The 19,520-nt window shown below is 72.4% G+C and carries 17 protein-coding genes; 10 read left to right on the plus strand and 7 right to left on the minus strand.

The features are described from left to right. A partial coding sequence (locus tag KBX08_RS08665; RefSeq protein WP_307850483.1) for a S8 family serine peptidase occupies positions 1 to 889 on the minus strand: 889 nt, incomplete at its 3' end. On the opposite strand from KBX08_RS08665, the gene KBX08_RS08670 reads away from it, so the two are divergent. Then, positions 863 to 3,130: a hypothetical protein gene (locus tag KBX08_RS08670; protein ID WP_210782398.1), complete on the plus strand. Its 2,268-nt coding sequence runs from the start codon at positions 863 to 865 to the stop codon at positions 3,128 to 3,130. The two genes, KBX08_RS08665 and KBX08_RS08670, sit on opposite strands and share 27 nt — an antisense overlap. A gap of 61 nt (positions 3,131 to 3,191) precedes the next feature. On the opposite strand, the gene KBX08_RS08675 is transcribed toward KBX08_RS08670, so the two are convergent. The 4 genes from KBX08_RS08675 to KBX08_RS08690 are packed head-to-tail and all read right to left on the minus strand — an operon-like array spanning position 3,192 to position 8,252. Continuing rightward, complete coding sequence (locus KBX08_RS08675) at positions 3,192 to 5,264, minus strand: penicillin acylase family protein (RefSeq protein WP_210782200.1); 2,073 nt, start codon at positions 5,262 to 5,264, stop codon at positions 3,192 to 3,194. Further along, on the minus strand, positions 5,261 to 6,085 hold the full coding sequence (locus KBX08_RS08680) for an ABC transporter ATP-binding protein (RefSeq protein ID WP_091398778.1): 825 nt from the start codon (positions 6,083 to 6,085) through the stop codon (positions 5,261 to 5,263). The genes KBX08_RS08675 and KBX08_RS08680 overlap by 4 nt, the downstream gene beginning before the upstream one ends. Positions 6,086 to 6,114: 29 nt before the next feature. Further along, a complete protein-coding gene (locus KBX08_RS08685; RefSeq protein ID WP_210782202.1) occupies positions 6,115 to 7,143 on the minus strand; it encodes an iron chelate uptake ABC transporter family permease subunit in 1,029 nt (342 codons plus the stop codon). Further along, on the minus strand, positions 7,140 to 8,252 hold the full coding sequence (locus tag KBX08_RS08690; RefSeq protein WP_372494716.1) for a FecCD family ABC transporter permease: 1,113 nt from the start codon (positions 8,250 to 8,252) through the stop codon (positions 7,140 to 7,142). The genes KBX08_RS08685 and KBX08_RS08690 overlap by 4 nt, the downstream gene beginning before the upstream one ends. Positions 8,253 to 8,325: 73 nt before the next feature. On the opposite strand from KBX08_RS08690, the gene KBX08_RS08695 reads away from it, so the two are divergent. From KBX08_RS08695 to KBX08_RS08725, 7 genes are all read left to right on the plus strand, one after another. Then, positions 8,326 to 9,357, plus strand: a complete 1,032-nt coding sequence (locus KBX08_RS08695) for an ABC transporter substrate-binding protein (protein WP_210782208.1) — start codon at positions 8,326 to 8,328, stop codon at positions 9,355 to 9,357. Positions 9,358 to 9,361: 4 nt separating this feature from the next. After that, a complete protein-coding gene (locus tag KBX08_RS08700; RefSeq protein ID WP_210782210.1) occupies positions 9,362 to 10,222 on the plus strand; it encodes a siderophore-interacting protein in 861 nt (286 codons plus the stop codon). A 98-nt stretch (positions 10,223 to 10,320) separates the two neighbouring features. Beyond that, positions 10,321 to 11,859, plus strand: coding sequence for an aspartate aminotransferase family protein (locus tag KBX08_RS08705; RefSeq protein ID WP_307850484.1), 1,539 nt, complete (start codon positions 10,321 to 10,323; stop codon positions 11,857 to 11,859). A gap of 62 nt (positions 11,860 to 11,921) precedes the next feature. Further along, positions 11,922 to 13,199, plus strand: coding sequence for a lysine N(6)-hydroxylase/L-ornithine N(5)-oxygenase family protein (locus KBX08_RS08710; RefSeq protein WP_210782381.1), 1,278 nt, complete (start codon positions 11,922 to 11,924; stop codon positions 13,197 to 13,199). Further along, on the plus strand, positions 13,196 to 13,804 hold the full coding sequence (locus tag KBX08_RS08715; protein ID WP_210782212.1) for a GNAT family N-acetyltransferase: 609 nt from the start codon (positions 13,196 to 13,198) through the stop codon (positions 13,802 to 13,804). The genes KBX08_RS08710 and KBX08_RS08715 overlap by 4 nt, the downstream gene beginning before the upstream one ends. Continuing rightward, entirely contained in the window at positions 13,801 to 15,648 is a 1,848-nt protein-coding gene (locus KBX08_RS08720; protein ID WP_210782214.1) for an IucA/IucC family siderophore biosynthesis protein, read from the plus strand. Before KBX08_RS08715 ends, KBX08_RS08720 begins: the two co-directional genes overlap by 4 nt. Before the next feature lie 48 nt (positions 15,649 to 15,696). Further along, positions 15,697 to 16,197 (plus strand): DUF1772 domain-containing protein, encoded by a 501-nt coding sequence (locus tag KBX08_RS08725; protein ID WP_210782215.1) that lies wholly within the window; start codon positions 15,697 to 15,699, stop codon positions 16,195 to 16,197. Between the two features lie 38 nt (positions 16,198 to 16,235). Here the strand turns inward: KBX08_RS08725 and KBX08_RS08730 are convergent, their stop codons facing one another. Beyond that, positions 16,236 to 16,709 carry a MarR family winged helix-turn-helix transcriptional regulator gene (locus tag KBX08_RS08730; protein ID WP_210782216.1) on the minus strand — a complete coding sequence of 158 codons (474 nt, stop codon included), beginning with the start codon at positions 16,707 to 16,709 and terminating at the stop codon, positions 16,236 to 16,238. 137 nt (positions 16,710 to 16,846) lie between these two features. Here KBX08_RS08730 and KBX08_RS08735 point away from each other — a divergent pair, with 137 nt between their 5' ends. Further along, positions 16,847 to 17,407: an NADPH-dependent FMN reductase gene (locus KBX08_RS08735; protein ID WP_210782218.1), complete on the plus strand. Its 561-nt coding sequence runs from the start codon at positions 16,847 to 16,849 to the stop codon at positions 17,405 to 17,407. 166 nt (positions 17,408 to 17,573) lie between these two features. Continuing rightward, the gene (locus KBX08_RS08740) at positions 17,574 to 18,854 is read left to right on the plus strand and encodes an MFS transporter (RefSeq protein WP_210782220.1); all 1,281 of its coding nucleotides are present in this window, start codon (positions 17,574 to 17,576) and stop codon (positions 18,852 to 18,854) included. Positions 18,855 to 19,014: 160 nt separating this feature from the next. Here KBX08_RS08740 and KBX08_RS08745 read toward each other — a convergent pair whose 3' ends face one another. After that, positions 19,015 to 19,500 (minus strand): GNAT family N-acetyltransferase, encoded by a 486-nt coding sequence (locus KBX08_RS08745; RefSeq protein WP_210782222.1) that lies wholly within the window; start codon positions 19,498 to 19,500, stop codon positions 19,015 to 19,017. Positions 19,501 to 19,520 lie beyond the last annotated feature (20 nt).

The raw sequence follows: 19,520 nt of genomic DNA on the forward strand, positions 1-19,520 counted from the left end.
CGCCCAGGTGGTCGGTGTGGTCGACGGCGCCCACGGTGAGCGCGGAGTTGGCGGCACCCGGGCTGCCGATGCTGGCCGGGCCGCTGTTGCCGGCGGCGATCACGAAGAGGGCGCCGGTCTCGGCGCTGAGTCGCTCGACCGCCTGGCTCATCGGGTCGCTGCCGTCGGTGGCCTCACCGCCCAGGCTCATGCTGACCACCCGGGCCTTCTGCTCGCGGGCCGCCCACTCCATGCCGGCGATGATCCACGAGTTCTGTCCGCTGCCCTCGCTGTTGAGCACCTTGCCGATGTGCAGGCGGGCACCCGGGGCGACGCCCCGCTCGGCGCCACCGGACGCGGCGCCGGTGCCGGCGATCGTCGAGGCGACGTGCGTTCCGTGGCCCTTGTAGTCGAGGATGTCGGGCTCCTCGGGCACGAAGCTGCTGGACTCGGCGATCTGGCCGACGAGATCCGGGTGTTCGGCGTCCGCACCCGAGTCGAGAACCGCCACGTCGACACCGGTGGCGGTGTTGCCCTCGGCCCACAGCTTCGGCGCGCCGATCTGCGCGGTGGACTCGGCCAGGTCCGCGTGCACCCGACCGTCCAACCAGACCTTGGCGATGCCGTTGGCCAGGGTCGGGGCGTCACCCGTACGCCGGGTCGAACCGGCGGTCAGCGCGGTCCAGAACCGGTCGGCGGTGGCACGCTGGCGGGTCAGCGCCGCGCCCTGCACGCTGTCCAACGGTCGGACCAGTTCGGCGCCGTCGACGGCGGGGCGGGTGCGGTTGCGGGCCGCCGCGTCGGTCATCGTGACGATCAGCGGAAGCGCGTCGGTGTGCGCGTCGTCGTAGCCGTCGGCGATGAGGTCGGTGACGTTGAACAGTTGCCGGTCCAGCAGGCCGCTGGTCACATAGGACAGCGCGGCGTCCGGGTAGACGTAGGTGTCGCCGTCGCGAACGCCACCGTCTTCGCCACCCCGAGCGCCTACTCCGGCTTCCAGGCGTGGCCGCAGCAGCCGGGCACGACCGTCGACCGTACGGTCACGTACACCAACCTCGGCAGCGCGTCGATCGACCTGAAGCTGGCCCTCGACGCGGCGACCGCGCCGGCCGGACTGTTCGCGCTCTCCGCCGACCGGGTCACCGTGCCCGCCGGCGGTACCGCCACCGTGACGGTGACCGCCGCGTACGACAAGCTGCCGGTGGAGAAGCAGGTCAGCGGCATGATCGTCGCCACCGACGACACCGGTGCGGTGCGTGGGCGCACCCTGATCGGCGCCGGCAAGGAGGGCCAGCGGCAGAACCTGACGCTGGTCGCCAAGGACCGCGACGGCAAGCCGCTCGTCGGCAAGGTCATCCTCACCGCCGACACCCTGTTCACCGCCGTGGACCTGCCCGAGAGCGGCACCGCCACGCTGCGGCTGCCGGTGGGAAGCTGGAACGGTTGGATTTCCACGGACGTGCGCGGCGCGCACGGGCCGCATTCCAAGGGCATGGCGATGCTCAGCTTCACCGACGTGAACCTGGACCGCGACCGCACCGTCACCCTGGACGCGCGCGCCGCCCGACAGGTGCAGGCCCGGTTGCCGCAGGAGGCCACCGCCAGCGCGTTGCGGATGGACATCCACCGGTCCACGAAGAACGGTCTCACCGAGAGTCAGGTGCTGCCCGACGACTCGTACGACAGCATGTGGGCGTTGCCGACGAGCCGTCCGGTGACCGACGGCGAGTTCGAGTTCGGCGCCCGGTGGCGGCTGGAGCAGCCGGCGTTGACCGTTTCGGCGGGCGGTCGCTCGTACGACGATCTGTTGGTGAAGCGGGCGACCCCGGCGCTGCCGGCCGGTCGTCGCCAGCTGGACGCGGTCTACGTCGCCGACGCGTCGGCGGCGGGGCTGGCCAAGCGTCCGGTCCGGGACCGGGCCGTTGTGGTGCGCCGCAGTGACAGTGTGGACATCGCCACCCAGGCGCAGGCCGCCGCGGCGGCCGGAGCGAAGCTGCTGCTCGTGGTGAACGACGGCGTCGGTCGGCTCCAGCCGTGGGACGAGGCGGCGTGGAGCCCGGAGAGCCCGGCCCCGGTCACAGTGGCAACCCTCGGCGCCGACGAGGGTGGGCAGCTCATCGCCGCACTGGAGCGTGGTGCGGTGCGGCTCACCGTCGAGTCGCACCCGGAGACCACCTACCTGTACGACGTGGCGCACCACTGGACCGGCACGGTGCCGGCCGACCCCACCTACCGGCCCACCAAGCGGCAGTTGGCCCGGGTCGACGTGGAGTTCCGCAACTACCGGCAGGGCAAGGCGCTGGAGTTCCGCACCGACGTCTGGCGCGGCTGGGCGTCGAGCAACCAGGAGCCGGCCCCGGCGCAGGGCCGACGCACCGACTGGGTGAGCGCCGACCAGCGGTGGATCGACGACGCGTTCATCGCCGGCGAGACCGGTCAGCACCTGATGGCGGTGACCACGTACCCGGCCGGCAAGCCGAGCGCCGTCACCTGGTTCGGGCCGATCCAGCGCCCCCGGATGGGCGGCAGCTACGTGCCGGTCCGGTACCTGGACACCGTCTACCTGCCCGCGCCCGGGTGGGGCGACGGAGGCGGGCACATCGGTGAGGCGTACGCGAACTACGACATGGTCAACCGGACCACCCTCTACCAGGGCGACAAGGAGCTGAACTGGGGTAACGCCGAGTACCTCCAGGTCTCCGGGCTGGCGGGGCAGCGGCTGCCGTACCGGCTGGTGGTGGAGAACGACCGGGCCGCGTGGACCAACCCGTACTCCCGGCAGACCCGCACCGAGTGGGGCTTCCACTCGGCGGTCACCGGGGAGGAGTCGGCCGAGGTGCTGCCGATGATCCAGCTGGACTACCAGGTGGCCATCGACTCCGCCGGCAGGGCGTCGCGGCGGGCACCGCTGACCGTTGTCGCCTCCCACCTGCCCGACGTCACCGGCACGATCGGCGCGGTGACCGTCGAGGTGTCCTACGACGACGGGGCGACCTGGCAGAAGCAGCGGCTGACCCGGCACGGCGACGGCTGGCGTACCTCGCTGGCCGCACCGGCGAAGGCCGGCTTCGTGAGCCTGCGCACCACGGCGCGGGACAGCGCCGGCAACACCGTGAGCCAGCGCATCAGCCGGGCGTTCGGCCTGCGCTGACAGCACTGCGGCCGGCCGCCGTCCGGGGGTGCGCGAACACCCCGAGCGGCGGCCGGTGCCGTCAGTGGAGTTCCTCGGCGAGCCGGTCCCACTCCGTGACGACCGGCAGCAGGTCCCCGGCCAGCCAGGCGGCGCTCTGGTCGTCGTGGTGCGGGTCGCCGGGCACCCCGCAGGCGCCGAGGGGGACCACCCAGCGGCTGTCCGAGCGGCGGGCCAGGTCCCAGACGAAGCGCGCCGCCGGCCCCCGGAAGCACCAGTGGGTGACCCCGGGAACGCTGGAGGTGGCCAACACGCAGTCGTGGTCACCGTCGAGCCGGGGGCCGGGCCCGGTGTCCGGCCCGGGCAGGGCCCGCCACGGCGCCAGCCGGTGCAGGTCCCCCCAGGGCACCTGCCCGGCCGCCGCGTCGGCGACCTCCTCGGCCGCCTCGCGTACCAGCGCGGTGATGTCCACACCGGGCAGCGGGGTCGCGCCGAGCAGGTGCTCCAGCGCGTGACCGACGCGCGGCGTCAGCGCCAGCCAGGGCGCGAACACCTCGGGGTACGCGGGCGGCTCGGCCAGCGCCGCCAACGCCGGGTGGGCGGCCATCCGGCGTACGACAGCCGCCCGCAGGATGGCGTAGGCCGCCGCGTCAGTGCTGTCGGCGGCCATCCGGCGATCCCAGCGCAGCAGTCGTTCACGCAGCGCGGCGGCGGCCGGACCGAGCCCCGTCGACTCGGCGAGGACCGCCAGCAGCGGCCCGGCCGCGCCCAGGTACGTGTCGGTGTGCACCGAGGCCATCTCGTCGGCCGTCCAGGCCGAACGGGCGTCGAGCAGCTCGGCGATGCGATGCGCCCGGTGCGGTGGGGCGAACTCCACCCCGAGTGGCGCCGCCAGCCCGCGCTCGTTGGCCATCACCGACCGACCGATCACCTCGGCGCGGGGCATCGGCGCGTGCCAGCCCTGCCAGGCGTACTCGGCGTCCCATCCGGGGACCACCCGCCGGCCGTTCTCCGGGTGCCGTACCGGCACCGCCCCGGCGACCCGGTGCAACAGCCCTCCGGCGGTGTCCGCCGCCTGCACCACGTTGACCGGCTCCACCCAGTGCCGCAGCGCGTGGTCCACATCGGCCACGGTGCGGGCGCGCAGCAGCTCCGGCAGCGTCGCGAAACCGAGGTCACCCCGGACCCGGGGCGGGTAGCGCAGGCTGACGGCGGTCTCGTCGTCCGGCCCGCCGGCGATCACCGGACCACGATCGGTCTCCACCACCTCGACCTCGACCGGGTCGGCCCCGGCCACCTCGATCGTCTCGACGTGGCGGTGCGCCGGTCGCCAGCCGTCCGGGCCGAGCGCCTGCACCCGGGGGCCGTCGCGGCGCAGCCGCTCCGCGTACACGTCCTGGTAGTCGGCCATCGCGTTGGTGATCGCCCAGGCCACCGGACCGGTGTGCCCGAAGTGCGCGATGCCCGGCACACCCGGCACCGCCAACCCGAGCACGTCGTACTCCGGGCAGGCCAGCCGGATCTGCTGGTAGACGCCGGGATCCTCGATGAACCGGTGCGGATCACCGGCGAGCAGCGCGGCCCCGGTGCCGGTGCGCTCGGCGGCGAGCAGCCACCCGTTGCTGCCGGCCACGGCCGGCCCGTCGGTGGCGAACAGGTCGACCGCGTCCGGCCCGAGCCGCTGCGCCACGTGCTCGCGCCAGAGCTTGCCGGGGAACCCGGCGAACAGGATGTGGTGGCCCAGCCAGATTGCGAGCGGCGTCCACGGCTCCCACCGACCCGGTCGCAGCCCGGTGGCGGCGAACTCCGGTGACCGGGCCGCCCCGGCGGCGAGAGCGGCGTTGACGCCGTCCACGTAGGCGCCCACCCACTCGGCGGTCGCCGGGTCCAGTGCCGCGTGGCAGCGGCGTGCGGTGTCGTCGAGCCGGACCTGCCGGACGAACCGGTCCCAGTCGAGCGCGTCGGGGCCGAGGAACGCCGCGCTGGTGCCTTGGGCGCGGTGCCGTTCCACCTCGATCTGCCAGGCCCGGTCGTACGCGGTCACCCGGCCCTGCGCCGCCGCCAGCGCGATCGGGTCGTCGGCCCGCAGGTGCGGAACCCCCCACGGGTCGCGGAAACGCCGCTCGCCGTTGGCTCGCTCGCTCCGCTCGCTCACGCCGGCTCCGGGGCCAGTGTGGTGGCGCGGCGTCGGGCCGCGGGGACGACCAGCGGGGTGCCCGTCTCCGGGTCGTCGATCACCCGGCAGGGCAGCCCGAACACCTCCGCCACCAGGTCGGCGGTGACCACCGACGCCGGCTCCCCGGCGGCCACCACTCGGCCGTCGCGCATGGCGATCAGGTGGGTGGCGTAGCGGGCCGCGTGGTTCAGGTCGTGCAGCACCGCGACAAGGGTGCGGCCCTGCTCCTCGTGCAGCCGGGCGCAGAGGTCCAGGATCTCGATCTGGTGGGCGATGTCGAGGTACGTGGTCGGCTCGTCGAGCAGCAGCAGGGGCGTCTGCTGGGCCAGCGCCATGGCGATCCAGACCCGCTGCCGCTGCCCGCCGGACAGCTCGTCCACCGCCCGGTCGGCGAGGTCGTCGACCCCGGTCGCGGCCATCGACTCCTCGACCACCCGCTCGTCCTCGCGGGACCACTGCCGCAGCAGCCCCTGGTGGGGGTAGCGACCCCGGGCGACCAGCTCGGCGACGCTGATGCCGTCCGGTGCGATCGACGACTGCGGCAGCAGGCCGAGCGTACGGGCCACCTTGCGGGCCGGCAGATCGTGAATGTCCCGTCCGTCCAGCAGCACCGCACCGGCGCTGGGGCGCAGCATCCGGGACAGGGCGCGCAGCAGCGTCGACTTGCCGCACGCGTTCGGGCCGATGATCACCGTGAAGGACCTGTCAGGCACCGCCACTGTCAGGTTCTCGGCGATGGTGCGCTGGTCGTAGGCGAGGGTCAGCGCGGTGCCGCCGAGTCGGGAATCGCCGGGTCGCATGGGTGCTCCTTCGAGGGCGTCACGGGTGTTCACAGCCGGCCCGCCCGACGTTCCATCGCCAGCAGCCAGACCAGGTAACCGCCGCCGATCACGCCGGTCACCACGCCGACCGGGAGTTGGTGCCCGGCGAACGCGCGCTGCGCAACCAGGTCGGCCCCGACCAGCAGCGCCGCGCCGACGGCCATCGACGGCAGCAGGTTCGGACCCGGGGCCCGGGTCAGTCGTTTCGCCACGTGCGGGGCGACGAGCGCCACGAAGGACACCGGCCCGGCGGCGGCCGTCGCGAACGAGACCAGCAGCACGGCGGCAGCGAGCAGCACCAGCCGCAGCCGGCGTACCGGCACGCCCAGGGCGCTGGCCGCGTCGTCGCCCAACTCCATCATCCGCAGCGCCGGGGCGCAGCCGACGAGCACCAGCGGCGCCAACACGACCAGGACGGCGAGCAGCGGCCCGGCGTTGGCCCAGCCTCGCCCGTCCAGGCTGCCGGTGAGCCAGAGGACCGCGCGGGCGGCTTCCATCAGGGGCGCCCGGGTCAGCAGGTAGCCGTTGACACCGGTCAGGATCGCGGACACCCCGATACCGACCAGGATGAGCCGGAAGCCGTGCACCCCGCGCCGCCAGGCGAGCGTGTAGATCACCAGACCGGTGCCGAGACCACCGACGACCGCCGCGCCGGCCAACGCCAGGCTGCTGCCACCGAGGACGACCACCACCAGCGCCCCGGTCGACGCGCCCTGGGTGAAGCCCAGGATGTCCGGGCTGCCCAACGGGTTGCGGACCAGCGACTGGAACACCGTGCCGGCGAGAGCCAACGCCGCACCGACCAACAGGGCGGTGACCAGCCGGGGCAGGCGCAGCTCGAGCACGATGAACTGCTCCGCCACGGTGCCACCGCCGGTCAACGTGCGCAGCACGTCCGCCGGCCCCATCGGGTAGTCACCACTGCCCAGGGCCACCAGACCGAACCCGGCCGCGAGCACCGCCGCGCCGGCCCCGACGCCCAACGCGCGGGGCCGAAACCGCAGCGACAACCCCCATGAAGTACGCAGAACAGTCACGGCTGAGCCACCGGTCGGCGGGTGACCAGCCACAGGAAGAGCGGACCGCCCAGCACTGCGGTCACCATGCCGACCTGGAGTTCACCGGGGCGGCCCAGCACCCGGCCGAGCACGTCGGCGCCGAGCAGCAACGCGGGCGAGAGCACCGCGCAGTACGGCAGCAGCCAGCGCAGGTCCGGGCCGGTCAGGGCGCGGACCAGGTGCGGCACCAGCAGCCCGACGAAGACGATCGGGCCGCACGCGGCGGTCGCCGCACCGCAGAGCAGGGTGACGGCGACGATCACGGCGGCGCGGATCAGCGCGGGTCGAGCGCCCAGGGCTCGCGCCGCGTCGTCGCCGAGCGCCAGCGCGTTCAGCGGTCGGGCGGCACCGAGCGCGACCAGCAACCCGATGAGGATGAACGGCAGCACCCGGGTGACTGTCGCGGAGTCCGCGCTGGCCAGTGAGCCGACCGTCCAGAAACGCAGCCGCTCCAGCGACGCGGTGTCCAGCAGCATCACCGCGCTCACGTAGGAGTAGAGGGTGGCGTTGAGCGCCGCCCCGGCCAGCGCGAGTCGGGCCGGGGTGGCGCCGCGTCCGCCGCCGACGGCGTAGACGAGCGCGGTCACCGCCGCCGCGCCGAGCAGCGCGAACCAGACGTACCCGCCGACGGCGGTGACGCCCAGGAACGCGGCGGCGGTGGCGACGGCCGCGGACGCGCCGGCGTTGATGCCGAGCAGCCCGGGGTCGGCGAGTGGGTTGCGGGTGAGGGCCTGCATGACCGCGCCGGCCACACCGAGGGCGGTGCCGGCGAGCAGCCCGAGCAGGGTGCGGGGCAGGCGCATCCGGTGCACCACGGCGTACTCGGTGGCGTCGCGGTGCAGTAGTCCGGACCAGACGTCGGCGAGCGGCATGGCCTTCGCGCCGACCGCGATGCTGAGCACCACGATCACCGCGAGCAGTGCCACGGCGGTGACCAGGCCGGCGGCGCGGGCCGCCCGGCGGCCACGCCGGCTCGGGGGTGCTGCCGTTTGCCTGGCCGGCACGGGCGGTGCCGGTCGGGTGACGGTGGGTGTGGCGTCCAGTGTGGGCTCCGGGGTGGTGGCGACACGGCGTACCGCTGTTGACAATGACCGAGGTTAGGCTAACCTAACCCCGCTGCCCTGGTCGACCCCGGCCAACCCTTGATCGAAAGACAACACCATGCCCGATGCCCTGTCCGCCCGCCGCCTCTCCCGCCGTGGCCTGCTGGCCGCCGGTGGCGCTGCCACCCTGGCCACCCTGCTCGCCGCCTGCGGCAAGGACGACGCCGCGAAACCCGCCGCCGGCAACGGAAGCGGTCCCTGGTCGTTCACCGACGACCGCGGCACGAACGTCGAGGCGCCGGCCCGTCCGACTCGCGTGGTGGCCTTCACCGGCGTGGCGGCGGCCCTGATCGATTTCGGTCTCGACAAGCAGCTCGTGGGCGTGTTCGGTGAGACCAAGCGCGCCGACGGCACGGCCGAGCCGCAGGCCGGCGACCTGAACGTCGAGGGCGTCGAGATCCTCGGCAACGTGTGGGGCGAGTTCAGCCTGGAGAAGTACGCGGCGCTGCGCCCCGAACTGCTGGTCACCCACATGTACGACCCCGACGCGCTCTGGTACGTGCCGGACGAGAGCAAGGCCAAGATCCTCCCGCTGGCGCCCAGTGTGGCGATCACCACCGCCCGGGTGCCGATGACCAAGCCCATCGAGCGGTACGCGGCGCTGGCCGAGTCGCTCGGCGCGGACCTGTCCGCGAAGAAGGTCACCGACGCAAAGGCCCGCTTCGCCGCCGCCGCCGAGGCGGTCCGGCAGGCGGTCAAGGCCAACCCCGGGATCAAGGTGATGGCCTGCTCCGGCAGCCCCGACCTCTTCTACGTCTCCAACCCGAAGGTCAGCACCGACCTGATGTACTTCGCCGAGCTGGGCGTCGACATCGTGGTCCCCACCAAGCTCGAAGCCGGCGACTACTTCGAGGCGCTGAGCTGGGAGAGCGCCGGCAAGTTCCCGGCCGACCTGATCCTGCTGGACAACCGCAGCACCGCCTTGCAGGCCAAGGACCTCACCGCCAAGCCGACCTGGCAGCAACTGCCGGCGGTCAAGGCCAACCAGGTGAGCCCGTGGGACGCGGTACCCCGCTTCTCGTACGCCGGCTCCGCGCCGCTGCTGGAGAACCTCGCCACCGCCATCCGGAACGCGAAGAAGGTCAGCTGACGCCATGAGTACGAGCGCCGCCGCACCGATCGCCTCGCAGTACCGCTTCTACGCCGCGCACGTCGTCCGGGCCCACCGGGTCGGCGCCTCGCTGATCCGGGTCACCTTCGGTGGCGCGGAGCTGGCCGACTTCGCCGGCGGCGGCCGGGACCAGAGCGTCTCGCTGTTCCTGCCGCATCCCGGGCAGCACGCCCCGGTGGTCCCGGTCGAGCAGGGCGAGGACTGGTTCGGCGGCTGGCGGGCACTGCCGGCGGACGTGCGCGCGGTGCTGCGCTCGTACACCATCCGGGAGCACCGCCCGGCCGACACCGCTGTCGACATCGACTTCGTCAGCCACGGTGACACCGGCCCCGCCTCCCGCTGGGCGGCCCTGGCCGGCCCCGGCGACCGGGTGTTGCTGCTGGGCCCGGCGGTGCCCGACAACCGCAGCGTCTGCTTCCGCCCGCCGGACAGCACGGACCTCGTGCTGCTCGCCGCCGACGAGACCGCGCTGCCGGCCACCGAGGGCATCCTGGCCTGGCTGCCCGCCGGCACCCGGGTGCGCGCCTGGATCGAGGTGCCCGACGCCGCGGACATCACCGACCTGCCCACCGCTGCCGACGCCGAGATCAGGTGGATCGTGCGGGGCAGCACACCGCCCGGCAGTGACCTGCTGGTCAGCTCCGTTCGCGCCGCCCGGCTCCCCACCGGCGGCACCCCGTACGCCTGGATCGCCGGCGAGTCCGGCGTCGTGCGGGCGCTGCGCCGGCACCTCGTCGACGAGCGCGGCTTCGACCGCCGGAGGGTGACCTTCGCCGGCTACTGGCGACACGGACTGTCCGAAGAGGACCTGCGAGCCGAGGCGCTGGCCGGCGCCTCCGCCTGACTGACGACCCCAACCGATCGGCAGCACTGCCCCGAGGCGCACCGCCGCGCCGGGGAGGGTTCCGGCTGCCCCTCGTCGAGAACGTGGAAGGACATTCCGTGACCGTGCCGACGTACCCCGTCGAGACCACCACGCCGCCACCGGCGTCAACCGCCGCGCGGGCCCAGCTGCTGCACGCCGGCTCGGTCGAGCAGTACCGCCGGACGATCGCCGACGGCGTCGACCGGGTCGCCCGTCGGGTGGCCACAGTGGACCGTCCCGGCACCGGAATCACGCCGGCCGAGCTGGCCCCAGTGGTCGACCGGGTCGACCTGGACCGTCCGCTCGGCGACGCCGGAGCTGCCCTCGACGAGCTGGAGAACGTCTACCTGCGCGACGCCGTCTGGTTCCACCATCCCCGCTACCTGGCACACCTCAACTGCCCGGTGGCCATCCCGGCACTGCTCGGTGAGGCGGTGCTCACCGCCGTGAACTCCTCACTGGACACCTGGGACCAGAGCGCCGGGGCCACCCTCATCGAGCGCCGGCTGATCGACTGGACGGCCGAGCGGATCGGTCTCGGCCCCCGCGCCGACGGCATCTTCACCAGCGGCGGCAGCCAATCCAACCTGCAGGCGCTGCTGCTGGCCCGGGAGGAGGCGTGCGTCGACGCCATCGGCCCGGCAGAGCGCGCCGAACTGCTGCCCCGGTTGCGCGTGCTCACCTCCGTCGCCGGTCACTTCAGCGTGCAGAAGTCGGCCAAACTGCTCGGCCTCGCCCCGGACGCGGTGATCGCGGTACCCACCGACGCCCGGCGACGGATCCGGCCGGCCGCCGTCCGCGAGGAGATCGCCCGGTGCCGGCAGGCCGGGCTGGTGGTGATGGCCGTCGTCGGCACCGCCGGCACCACCGACTTCGGCTCGATCGACCCGCTCACGGACCTGGCCGGGATCTGCGCGGCAGCCGGCGTGTGGCTGCACGTCGACGCCGCGTACGGCTGCGGTCTGCTCGTCTCGCCGACGCGCCGGCACCTGCTCGACGGCATCGAGCGGGCCGACTCGGTGACCGTGGACTTCCACAAGTCGTTCTTCCAGCCGGTCAGCTCCAGCGCGCTGCTGGTCCGCGACCGGCGGACGCTGCGGCACGTCACCTACCACGCCGACTACCTCAACCCGGCCCGGATGGTGGAGCAGCGCATCCCCAACCAGGTCGACAAGAGCTTGCAGACCACCCGCCGTTTCGACGCGCTGAAGCTCTGGCTCACCCTGCGGGTGATGGGCCCGGACGCGCTCGGCGGGCTCTTCGACGAGGTCGTCGACCGGGCCGCCGACGCCTGGCTACTGGTCAGCGAGGACCCGCGCTTCGAGGTGGTGACGCGCTCGGAGCTGAGCACCGTGGTGTTCCGCTACCTGCCCACCGGCCCAGGCCGGGAGTTGGCCGACGCCGCCAACCTGCACGCCCGGGAGGCCCTCGCGGCGTCCGGTCTCGCCGTGGTCGCCGGGACCCGGGTGGACGGCCGGCATTTCCTGAAGTTCACGCTGCTCAACCCGGAAACCACAGTCGACGACGTCGGGTACGTCCTCGACCTGATCGCCACCCACGCCGGCCGGTACGTGCACGACCACGTCGACGCCGACCTGACCTGCACCGTCGGCTGACGCCGATGAGCCTGCCCCGTCGGCTGACGCCGGTGACCACGAACCCGCGCCTGGAGACCCCGATGTCCACCCACGACTTCATCGCCATCGGGTTGGGCCCGTACAACCTGGGCCTGGCCTGCCTCACCGCGCCGATCGACGAACTCGACGGGGTGTTCCTGGAGGCCCGGCCGAGCCTCGCCTGGCACCCCGGCATGCTGCTGGAGTCGGCCCGGTTGCAGACCCCGTTCATCGCCGACCTGGTCAGCCTCGCCGACCCGACGTCGCCGTACTCCTTCCTCAACTACCTCAAGGAGATCGGCCGGCTCTACCCGTTCTACATCCGGGAGAGCTTCTACCCACTGCGCAGCGAGTACGACGCGTACTGCCGGTGGGCGGCGGCGAAACTGCCGAACCTGCGCTTCGGTCAGAGCGTGACCACTGTGGAGTACGACGCCGCCGACGAGCGGTACGTGGTGCGGGCCAGCACCGGCACGGGGGAGACCGTGGAGTACCGGGCCCGGCATCTGGTGCTCGGCACCGGCACCCCGCCGCACCTGCCCCCGGCCGTGGCCGACCTGCCCGGCGACGCCGTGCACAACTCCCACTACCTGGAGCACCGCTCGGCGCTGCGCACCAAGCGCAGCATCACAGTGGTGGGCAGCGGGCAGAGCGCCGCCGAGATCTACCACGACCTGCTCGGCGACATCGACCGGTACGGCTACCAGCTCAACTGGGTGACCCGGTCGCCGCGGTTCTTCCCGCTCGAATACACCAAGCTGACGCTGGAGATGACCTCACCGGACTACGTGGACTACTTCCACGCGCTGCCCGAGGCGACCCGCTACCGGCTGGAGTCCGAGCAGAAGGGCCTGTTCAAGGGGATCAACGCCGACCTGATCAACGACATCTTCGACCTGCTCTACGCGCACAGCGTGGACGGGCCGGTGAACACCCGCCTGCTCACCAACACCGAGCTGGTCAGCGCCGAGCACCAGGACGGGCAGTACACGCTGGGGTTGCGTCAGGTGGAGCAGGAACGCGACTTCGCCCTGCGTACGGAGGGGTTGGTGCTGGCCACCGGCTACCACTACCGGGTGCCGGAGTTCCTCACGCCGGTGTCAGACCGGATCCGCTGGGACGCGCACGGCCGCTTCGACGTGGCCCGCAACTACAGCATCGACCACAGCGGGCGGGGCATCTTCCTGCAGAACGCGGGCACCCACACGCACAGCATCACCTCACCGGACCTGGGCATGGGCGCCTACCGCAACTCCTGGATCATCAGCGAGCTGCTCGGCCGGGAGCACTACCCGATCGAGAAGAGCATCACCTTCCAGCAGTTCGGGGTGTCGTCGTGACCACCGTCTTCACCCACGTCGACGACGGGCTCGGTGAGTTCGCGCTGCGGCCGCTCGATCCGGACGCCGACGCGGCGCCGCTGCACGCCTGGGTGACCCACCCGAAGGCGGCGTTCTGGATGATGCAGGACGCCGACCTGGCCCAGGTGACCGAGGAGTACCGGCGCATCGCCGAGCACCCGCACCACGACGCGTTCCTCGGCCTGTGGCGGGGGAGTCCCGCCTTCCTCGCGGAGCGCTACGACCCGGCCCACGTCGAGCTGGTCGGCCTGTACGACCACCAGCCCGGTGACGTGGGCATGCACTTCCTCTGCGCGCCGGTCGACGCACCAGTGCACGGCTTCACCCGGGCGGTGATCGGCACCGTCATGGCGTGGCTCTTCGACGACCCGACGACCAGGCGCGTGGTCGTCGAACCGGACGTGCGCAACACCGCCGTGCACGCGCTGAACGCCGCCGTCGGCTTCACCGTCGTCGGCCCGATCGCCAAGCCCGAGAAGGACGCGCTGCTCAGCGTCTGTACCCGAGCCCAGTTCCAGGCCGCTGCCGACCGCGCCACCGCCGACCGCGCCGTTGCCACCCGAACCGAAGGAGCCCCGGCGTGACCACCACCGCCGTCCCCACCCACCCGCCCGTCGCCACCGCGCACAACGCCTCCGGCGACCCGGTCGGGCACCTCACCCCGCAGCGCTGGGCCCGGGCCAACCGGCTGCTGGTCCGCAAGGCGCTCGCCGAGTTCACCCACGAGCGGCTGCTCGGCCCGGAGACCGTGGCCGGCCCCGACGACCGGCAGTGGTACGAGGTCCGCAGCGACGACGGCACCGTCACCTACCGGTTCGCGGCACGGGTGCTCGCCCTGGCGCACTGGCAGATCGACGCGGACAGCATCACCCGACACCGCGACGGCACCTCGCTGGCCCCGGACGCGGTGGACTTCATCGTCGAGCTGCGCGACACCCTCGGGCTCTCCGCGCGGGTGCTCCCGGTCTACCTGGAGGAGATCACCTCGACGCTGGCGGGTACGGCGTACAAGCTGGCCCAGGCCGCGCCGAGCGCCGCCGAGCTGGCCGAGGCGGACTTCCAGACCATCGAGACCTCGATGACCGAGGGCCATCCCTGCTTCGTGGCGAACAACGGCCGGCTCGGCTTCGGCGTCGACGAGTACCACCGGTACGCCCCGGAGGCCGCCGCGCCGGTGCGGCTGGAGTGGCTGGCCGCGCACCGGGACCACTCGACGTTCAGCAGCGCCGCCGACCTCGACTACGACACGCTCATCGAGAGCGAGCTGGACGCCGATACCCGGGCCCGGTTCGCGGCCACGATGGCCGATCTCGGGCTGGACCTCGCCGACTACCACCTGATCCCGGCGCACCCGTGGCAGTGGTGGAACAAGCTGGCGGTCACCTTCGCCGGGGAGTTGGCCGAGCGGCGACTGGTGCATCTCGGCCCCGGGCCGGACGTGTACCTCGCCCAGCAGTCCATCCGCACCTTCTTCAACGTCAGCCAGTCGGGTCGGCACTACGTCAAGACCGCGCTGTCGGTGCTGAACATGGGCTTCATGCGGGGGCTGTCGGCCGCGTACATGGAGGCCACCCCGGCGATCAACGACTGGCTGGCCGAGCTGATCGCCGCCGACGAGGTGCTGACCGGCACCGGCCTGACCGTCATCCGGGAGCGGGCCGCCGTGGGTTACCGGCACCGGCAGTACGAGGCGGCGACCGAGCGCACCTCCCCGTACCGCAAGATGTTGGCCGCCCTCTGGCGGGAGAGCCCGGTGCCCGAGTTGGCGCCGGGGCAGCGACTGTCCACGATGGCCGCGCTGCTGCACGTCGACGACGAGGGCGGCTCACTGGCGGCGGCGCTGATCGCCCGGTCCGGCCTGGCGCCCGAGGTGTGGCTGCGTCGCTACCTGGACGCCTACCTGACCCCGCTGCTGCACAGCTTCTACGCCCACGACCTCGCCTTCATGCCGCATGGCGAGAACGTCATCCTGGTCCTCGACGAGCAGGACACCGTCCAGCGGGTGATCTTCAAGGACATCGCCGAGGAGATCGCGGTGATGAGCGACAAGGTCGAGCTGCCGGCGGCGGTGGAGCGGATCCGCGTCGAGGTGCCCGACGACACCAAGCTGCTGACCATCTTCACCGACGTGGTGGACTGCTTCCTGCGGCACCTCAACGCCGTCCTGGTCGAGGCCGGCGTGCTCGCCGAGGACGACTTCTGGCGCACTGTCGCGGCCTGCGCCGCCGACTACTTCGACCGGGTGCCGCACCTGGCCGAGCGGGTCCGCCACTACGACCTGTTCGCCCCGGAGTTCACGCTGTCCTGCCTCAACCGGCTGCAACTGCGAAACAACCAGCAAATGATCGACCTGGCCGACCCGTCGGCGGCGCTCCAGTTCGTCGGCACCCTCACCAACCCGCTCGCCGCCCACGCTCCGGCCCGGTGACCGCTATCGCGTTTGGTCGGCGCGCACGCCAACGGGTGCAATAGGCGGATGGGAGTTCTGAGTACCGCCAGCCTGTTCGCCGCCACCCTCACCACCGGCCTGACCGCCGGGCTGTTCGCCGCCTTCGCGTACGCGGTCATGCCGGGTCTGGCCCGCACCGACGACCGGACGTTGGTGCTCGCCATGCGGCGGATCAACGAGTCGATCCTCAACGGGTGGTTCGCTGTGTGCTTCGGCGGCGCGCTGCTGTTCACGCTGCTGGCGGCGGCGCTGCACCTGGGGGCCGAGCGTCGGGCGGTGCTGCCGTGGATCGTCGCCGGGCTGGTGCTGTACCTGGTGGTGCTCGGCGTCACCGCCGTGGTCAACGTGCCGCTCAACAACGTGCTGGCCCGCGCCGGCGACGTCGACGACGCCACCGACCTCGCGGCGCTGCGGGCGCGCTTCGAGATCACCTGGGTACGCGGCAACGTGGTCCGCGCCGTCGCGTCGACCGGCGCCTTCGGATTGCTGGCGTGGGCGCTGGTCGCCGAGGGCCGGCTGCTCGGCTGAGACCGGATGGGCGAGCGACCGACCGGGCCGGCGTCGGCTCAGTCGGTCGGCTCTGCCGTGCCGGCCCGCTGGAACGCGCGGGCCAACTGGGCGAGGTCGAAGCCCTCGAAGTGCTGGAGGAACCGGCGGCGTACGGCGGCCAGGTGACTGGGCCAGGCTTCCTGCAGGCGGGCGTAGCCCGCGTCGGTGAGGACGGCGTTCCAGCCGCGCGCGTCCTCCTCGCACCGTTCCCGCCGGACCAGGCCCTGCGTCTCCAGCCGGATGATCGTGCGGGTCATGCCGCTCAGCGAGAGGTGGCAGAGCGCGGCGAGCTCGTTCATGCGCATCCGCCGCTCCGGTGTCTCGGAGAGGTTCATCAGCGCGGTGTACTCGGTGAGCGGTAGCTGACGGTCACCGACCATGTCCGCGTCGATCGCGCGGGGCAGGACGTGCATCACCTGGCCCAGGGCGCGGACCAGGGACTCCTCATCTGGGGTGAGGGGTTGCGGAGTCGCCGCAGAGGGGTTGGACATCCTCTTATCATACTTGTTTGACTGAGCAAGTGCTCACCCTCCGTGTGATCACGCCCATAGGTCGCATATTTGCTTGACCAATCAAGCGCCGGTTAGCGTTCCCGTCGTCAGGCAAGGACCTCTGAAAGGCGCCACACATGACCAGGATCGGGATCATCCTCGGAAGCACCCGCCCGGGGCGTAACGGCGAGGCCGTCGCCCGCTGGGTGCTGGAGATCGCCAAGCAGCGCTCCGACGCGGAATACGAGCTGATCGACCTGCTCGACTACCAACTGCCGCACCTCGACGAGGCGTACCCGCCCTCCATGGGCCAGTACAGCCAGCCGCACACCAAGCGGTGGGCCGAGACGATCGCATCGTTCGACGGGTTCGTCATCGTCACCCCCGAGTACAACCACTCGACCTCGGGCGCCCTGAAGAACGCGATCGACTTCCTCTACGCCGAGTGGAACAACAAGGCCGTCGGCTTCGTCAGCTACGGCTCGGTCGGCGGGACGCGCGCCGTGGAGCACCTGCGCCTGATCTCCGGTGAGCTCCAGATGGCCGACGTGCGCTCGCAGGTCGCGCTGTCGCTCTTCACCGACTTCGAGAACTTCAGCGTCTTCACGCCCAACCAGTTCCACCAGGACTCGCTGACCACCACGCTCGACCAGGTGGTCGCCTGGAGCATGGCGCTCGCTCCGCTGCGCAAGGGCTGAGCGTTTCGCGCCTTTCGGAAACGGCCGTGGGGGATCCCACGGTCGTTTCCGGGCGTTCAGGCACGCTCTGCGCCGGCGAGCAGATCCAGCGAGAGCTGCCACCGGCGCGCTGATGGCAGCAATCCACGGCCAACGTCGGAGGGGCGCGTTCACTAACCTTGGCGCGATGAGCCGATCCACCGCCGCTGGTCGGGCTCCGCTCTGGCGCGACCGGACCTTCGGCACGTACTGGGTGGCCCAGTCGCTCTCGGCGGCCGGCGACTCGTTCGCCTACCTGGCGGTGCCGCTGCTGGTGCTCCAGGCGACCGGGTCGGTGGCGCGGATGGGCCTGCTCACCGCCGTCGCGGGCGCGGCGTCCGTCGTCGCCGGGATCTTCGGTGGGGTGCTGGTCGACAGGTACGACCGCCGCACCCTGATGATCGTGGCGGATCTGACCCGGCTGGTGCTCTACGCCCTGGTGCCACTGGCGTGGCTCGCCGGCCCGCAGGTCTGGCTGCTCTTCGTCGTGCTGCCGATCTGCGAGGCGGCCGGCATGCTGTTCCAGGTCGCCGCGGTGACCGCGGTCCGCAACCTCGTGGCCTCCGACCGGATCACCGAGGCCAACGGCCGGTTGCAGGCGACGTACGCGGCGGCGGCCGTCCTCGGGCCGCTGCTCGCCGGTGTGGTGGCGGCGCGCTTCGGCCCGGCCACCGCCATCGCCGTCAACGCGGCGAGCTTCGCGCTCTCGGCGGCCGGCCTGTGGCTGATCCGACTGCGCCCCGTCACGACGGACGAGGGGGTGGCCCGGCAACGTCCGCTGGCCGAGTTCCTGGCCGGGGCGCGGTTCCTGTGGCGACAGCCCGTGCTGCGCGCGCTGACCGTCCTGCTGTCGGTCTTCATCTTCCTCACCTACGGCTTCGTCGACGTGCTGATCTACCACGTCACGCACGACCTCGGTGGCTCCGAGGGCGCCGTCGGTACGGTGCTCGGCCTGGCGGCGTTGGGCACTGTCGCCGGCGCGCTGCTGGTGGCGCCGCTGCGCCGCCGTCGCGGCTTCGGCCCCACCTGGATCGGCGCGCACGCGATCTGCGGTTTCGCCGTGGCAGGGGTCGGCATCGCCACCACGGTGCCCGCCGTCACCACGCTGACCGCCGTGTACCTGTGCTGTCTCAGCGTCGGCGGGATCTGTTCGATGTCCCTGCGCCAGGAGATCACCCCCGATCACCTGCTGGGCCGGGTCACGTCGGCGTTCTGGAGCACGCACTACGCCCTCGGTCCGGCCGGCGCTGTCGTGCTGACCTGGGCCGCCGGCCGCTACGGTGCTCCGGCGGTCACGCTCGCGGCGGGCGCGGGGTGCCTGTTGGTCGCGGTCGGCGCCCTCTTCACCCCGATCCGCCGAGCCGGCGCGGAGCCGGCCGCCGGGCAGCCCGGACTGCGCCCGGCCCCGGCCGGCGGCACCGTTGGTTGAGACGCTATGGAGCTGATGTCGTAAACGATTCAGGCTGCGGGGAGGCTCCAAGCGGTGGGGAAGGTGCGGACGGCCCGGCCAGCGGTCGATTCGTTTGTGACATCAACTCCAAAGGCGCCGACCACCACTGTGGCCTCCTGGGCGAGCGGAGCGGGCGCGGTCAGAACTCCTGGTACATCACGTGCAGGCCGACCCGGCCGAGGGTGGGGTGACGGAACGCGCCCGGCACGGTGCCGATCACCGCGAATCCCTCCCGCAGGTACAGCCGCACCGCAGACGTGTTGCTCTCCGCCACCGCGTTGAACTGCATGCCGGCGTACCCCTGCCGGCGGGCCCAGGTCAGGGCGTCACGGCACAGCGCGGTGCCCACGCCGCGGCCCCGCGCGTCGGCGGCGACCATGAAGCTGGCGGTGGACACATGCGCGCCCGGCCCGGGCCGGTTGGGGCCCATCTTGGCGGTGCCGAGCACCCGCTCGCCGTCGACCGCCACAACGGTCCGCCCCGGCGCCGCCTCGACCCACGTGCCGTACGACTGCTCGGCCGTCATCGCCGGGTCGTAGGGGAACGTCTCCTGTGCCCGGATCACCTCCTCGATGATCGGCCACACCTGCGACCAGTCCCGGTCGACGAACTCCCGAATCAGCACCCGGGGAGGTTAGGCCCGGG

It is taken from the genome of Micromonospora sp. H61, assembly GCF_018070325.1.
Lineage (GTDB): Bacteria > Actinomycetota > Actinomycetes > Mycobacteriales > Micromonosporaceae > Micromonospora > Micromonospora salmantinae.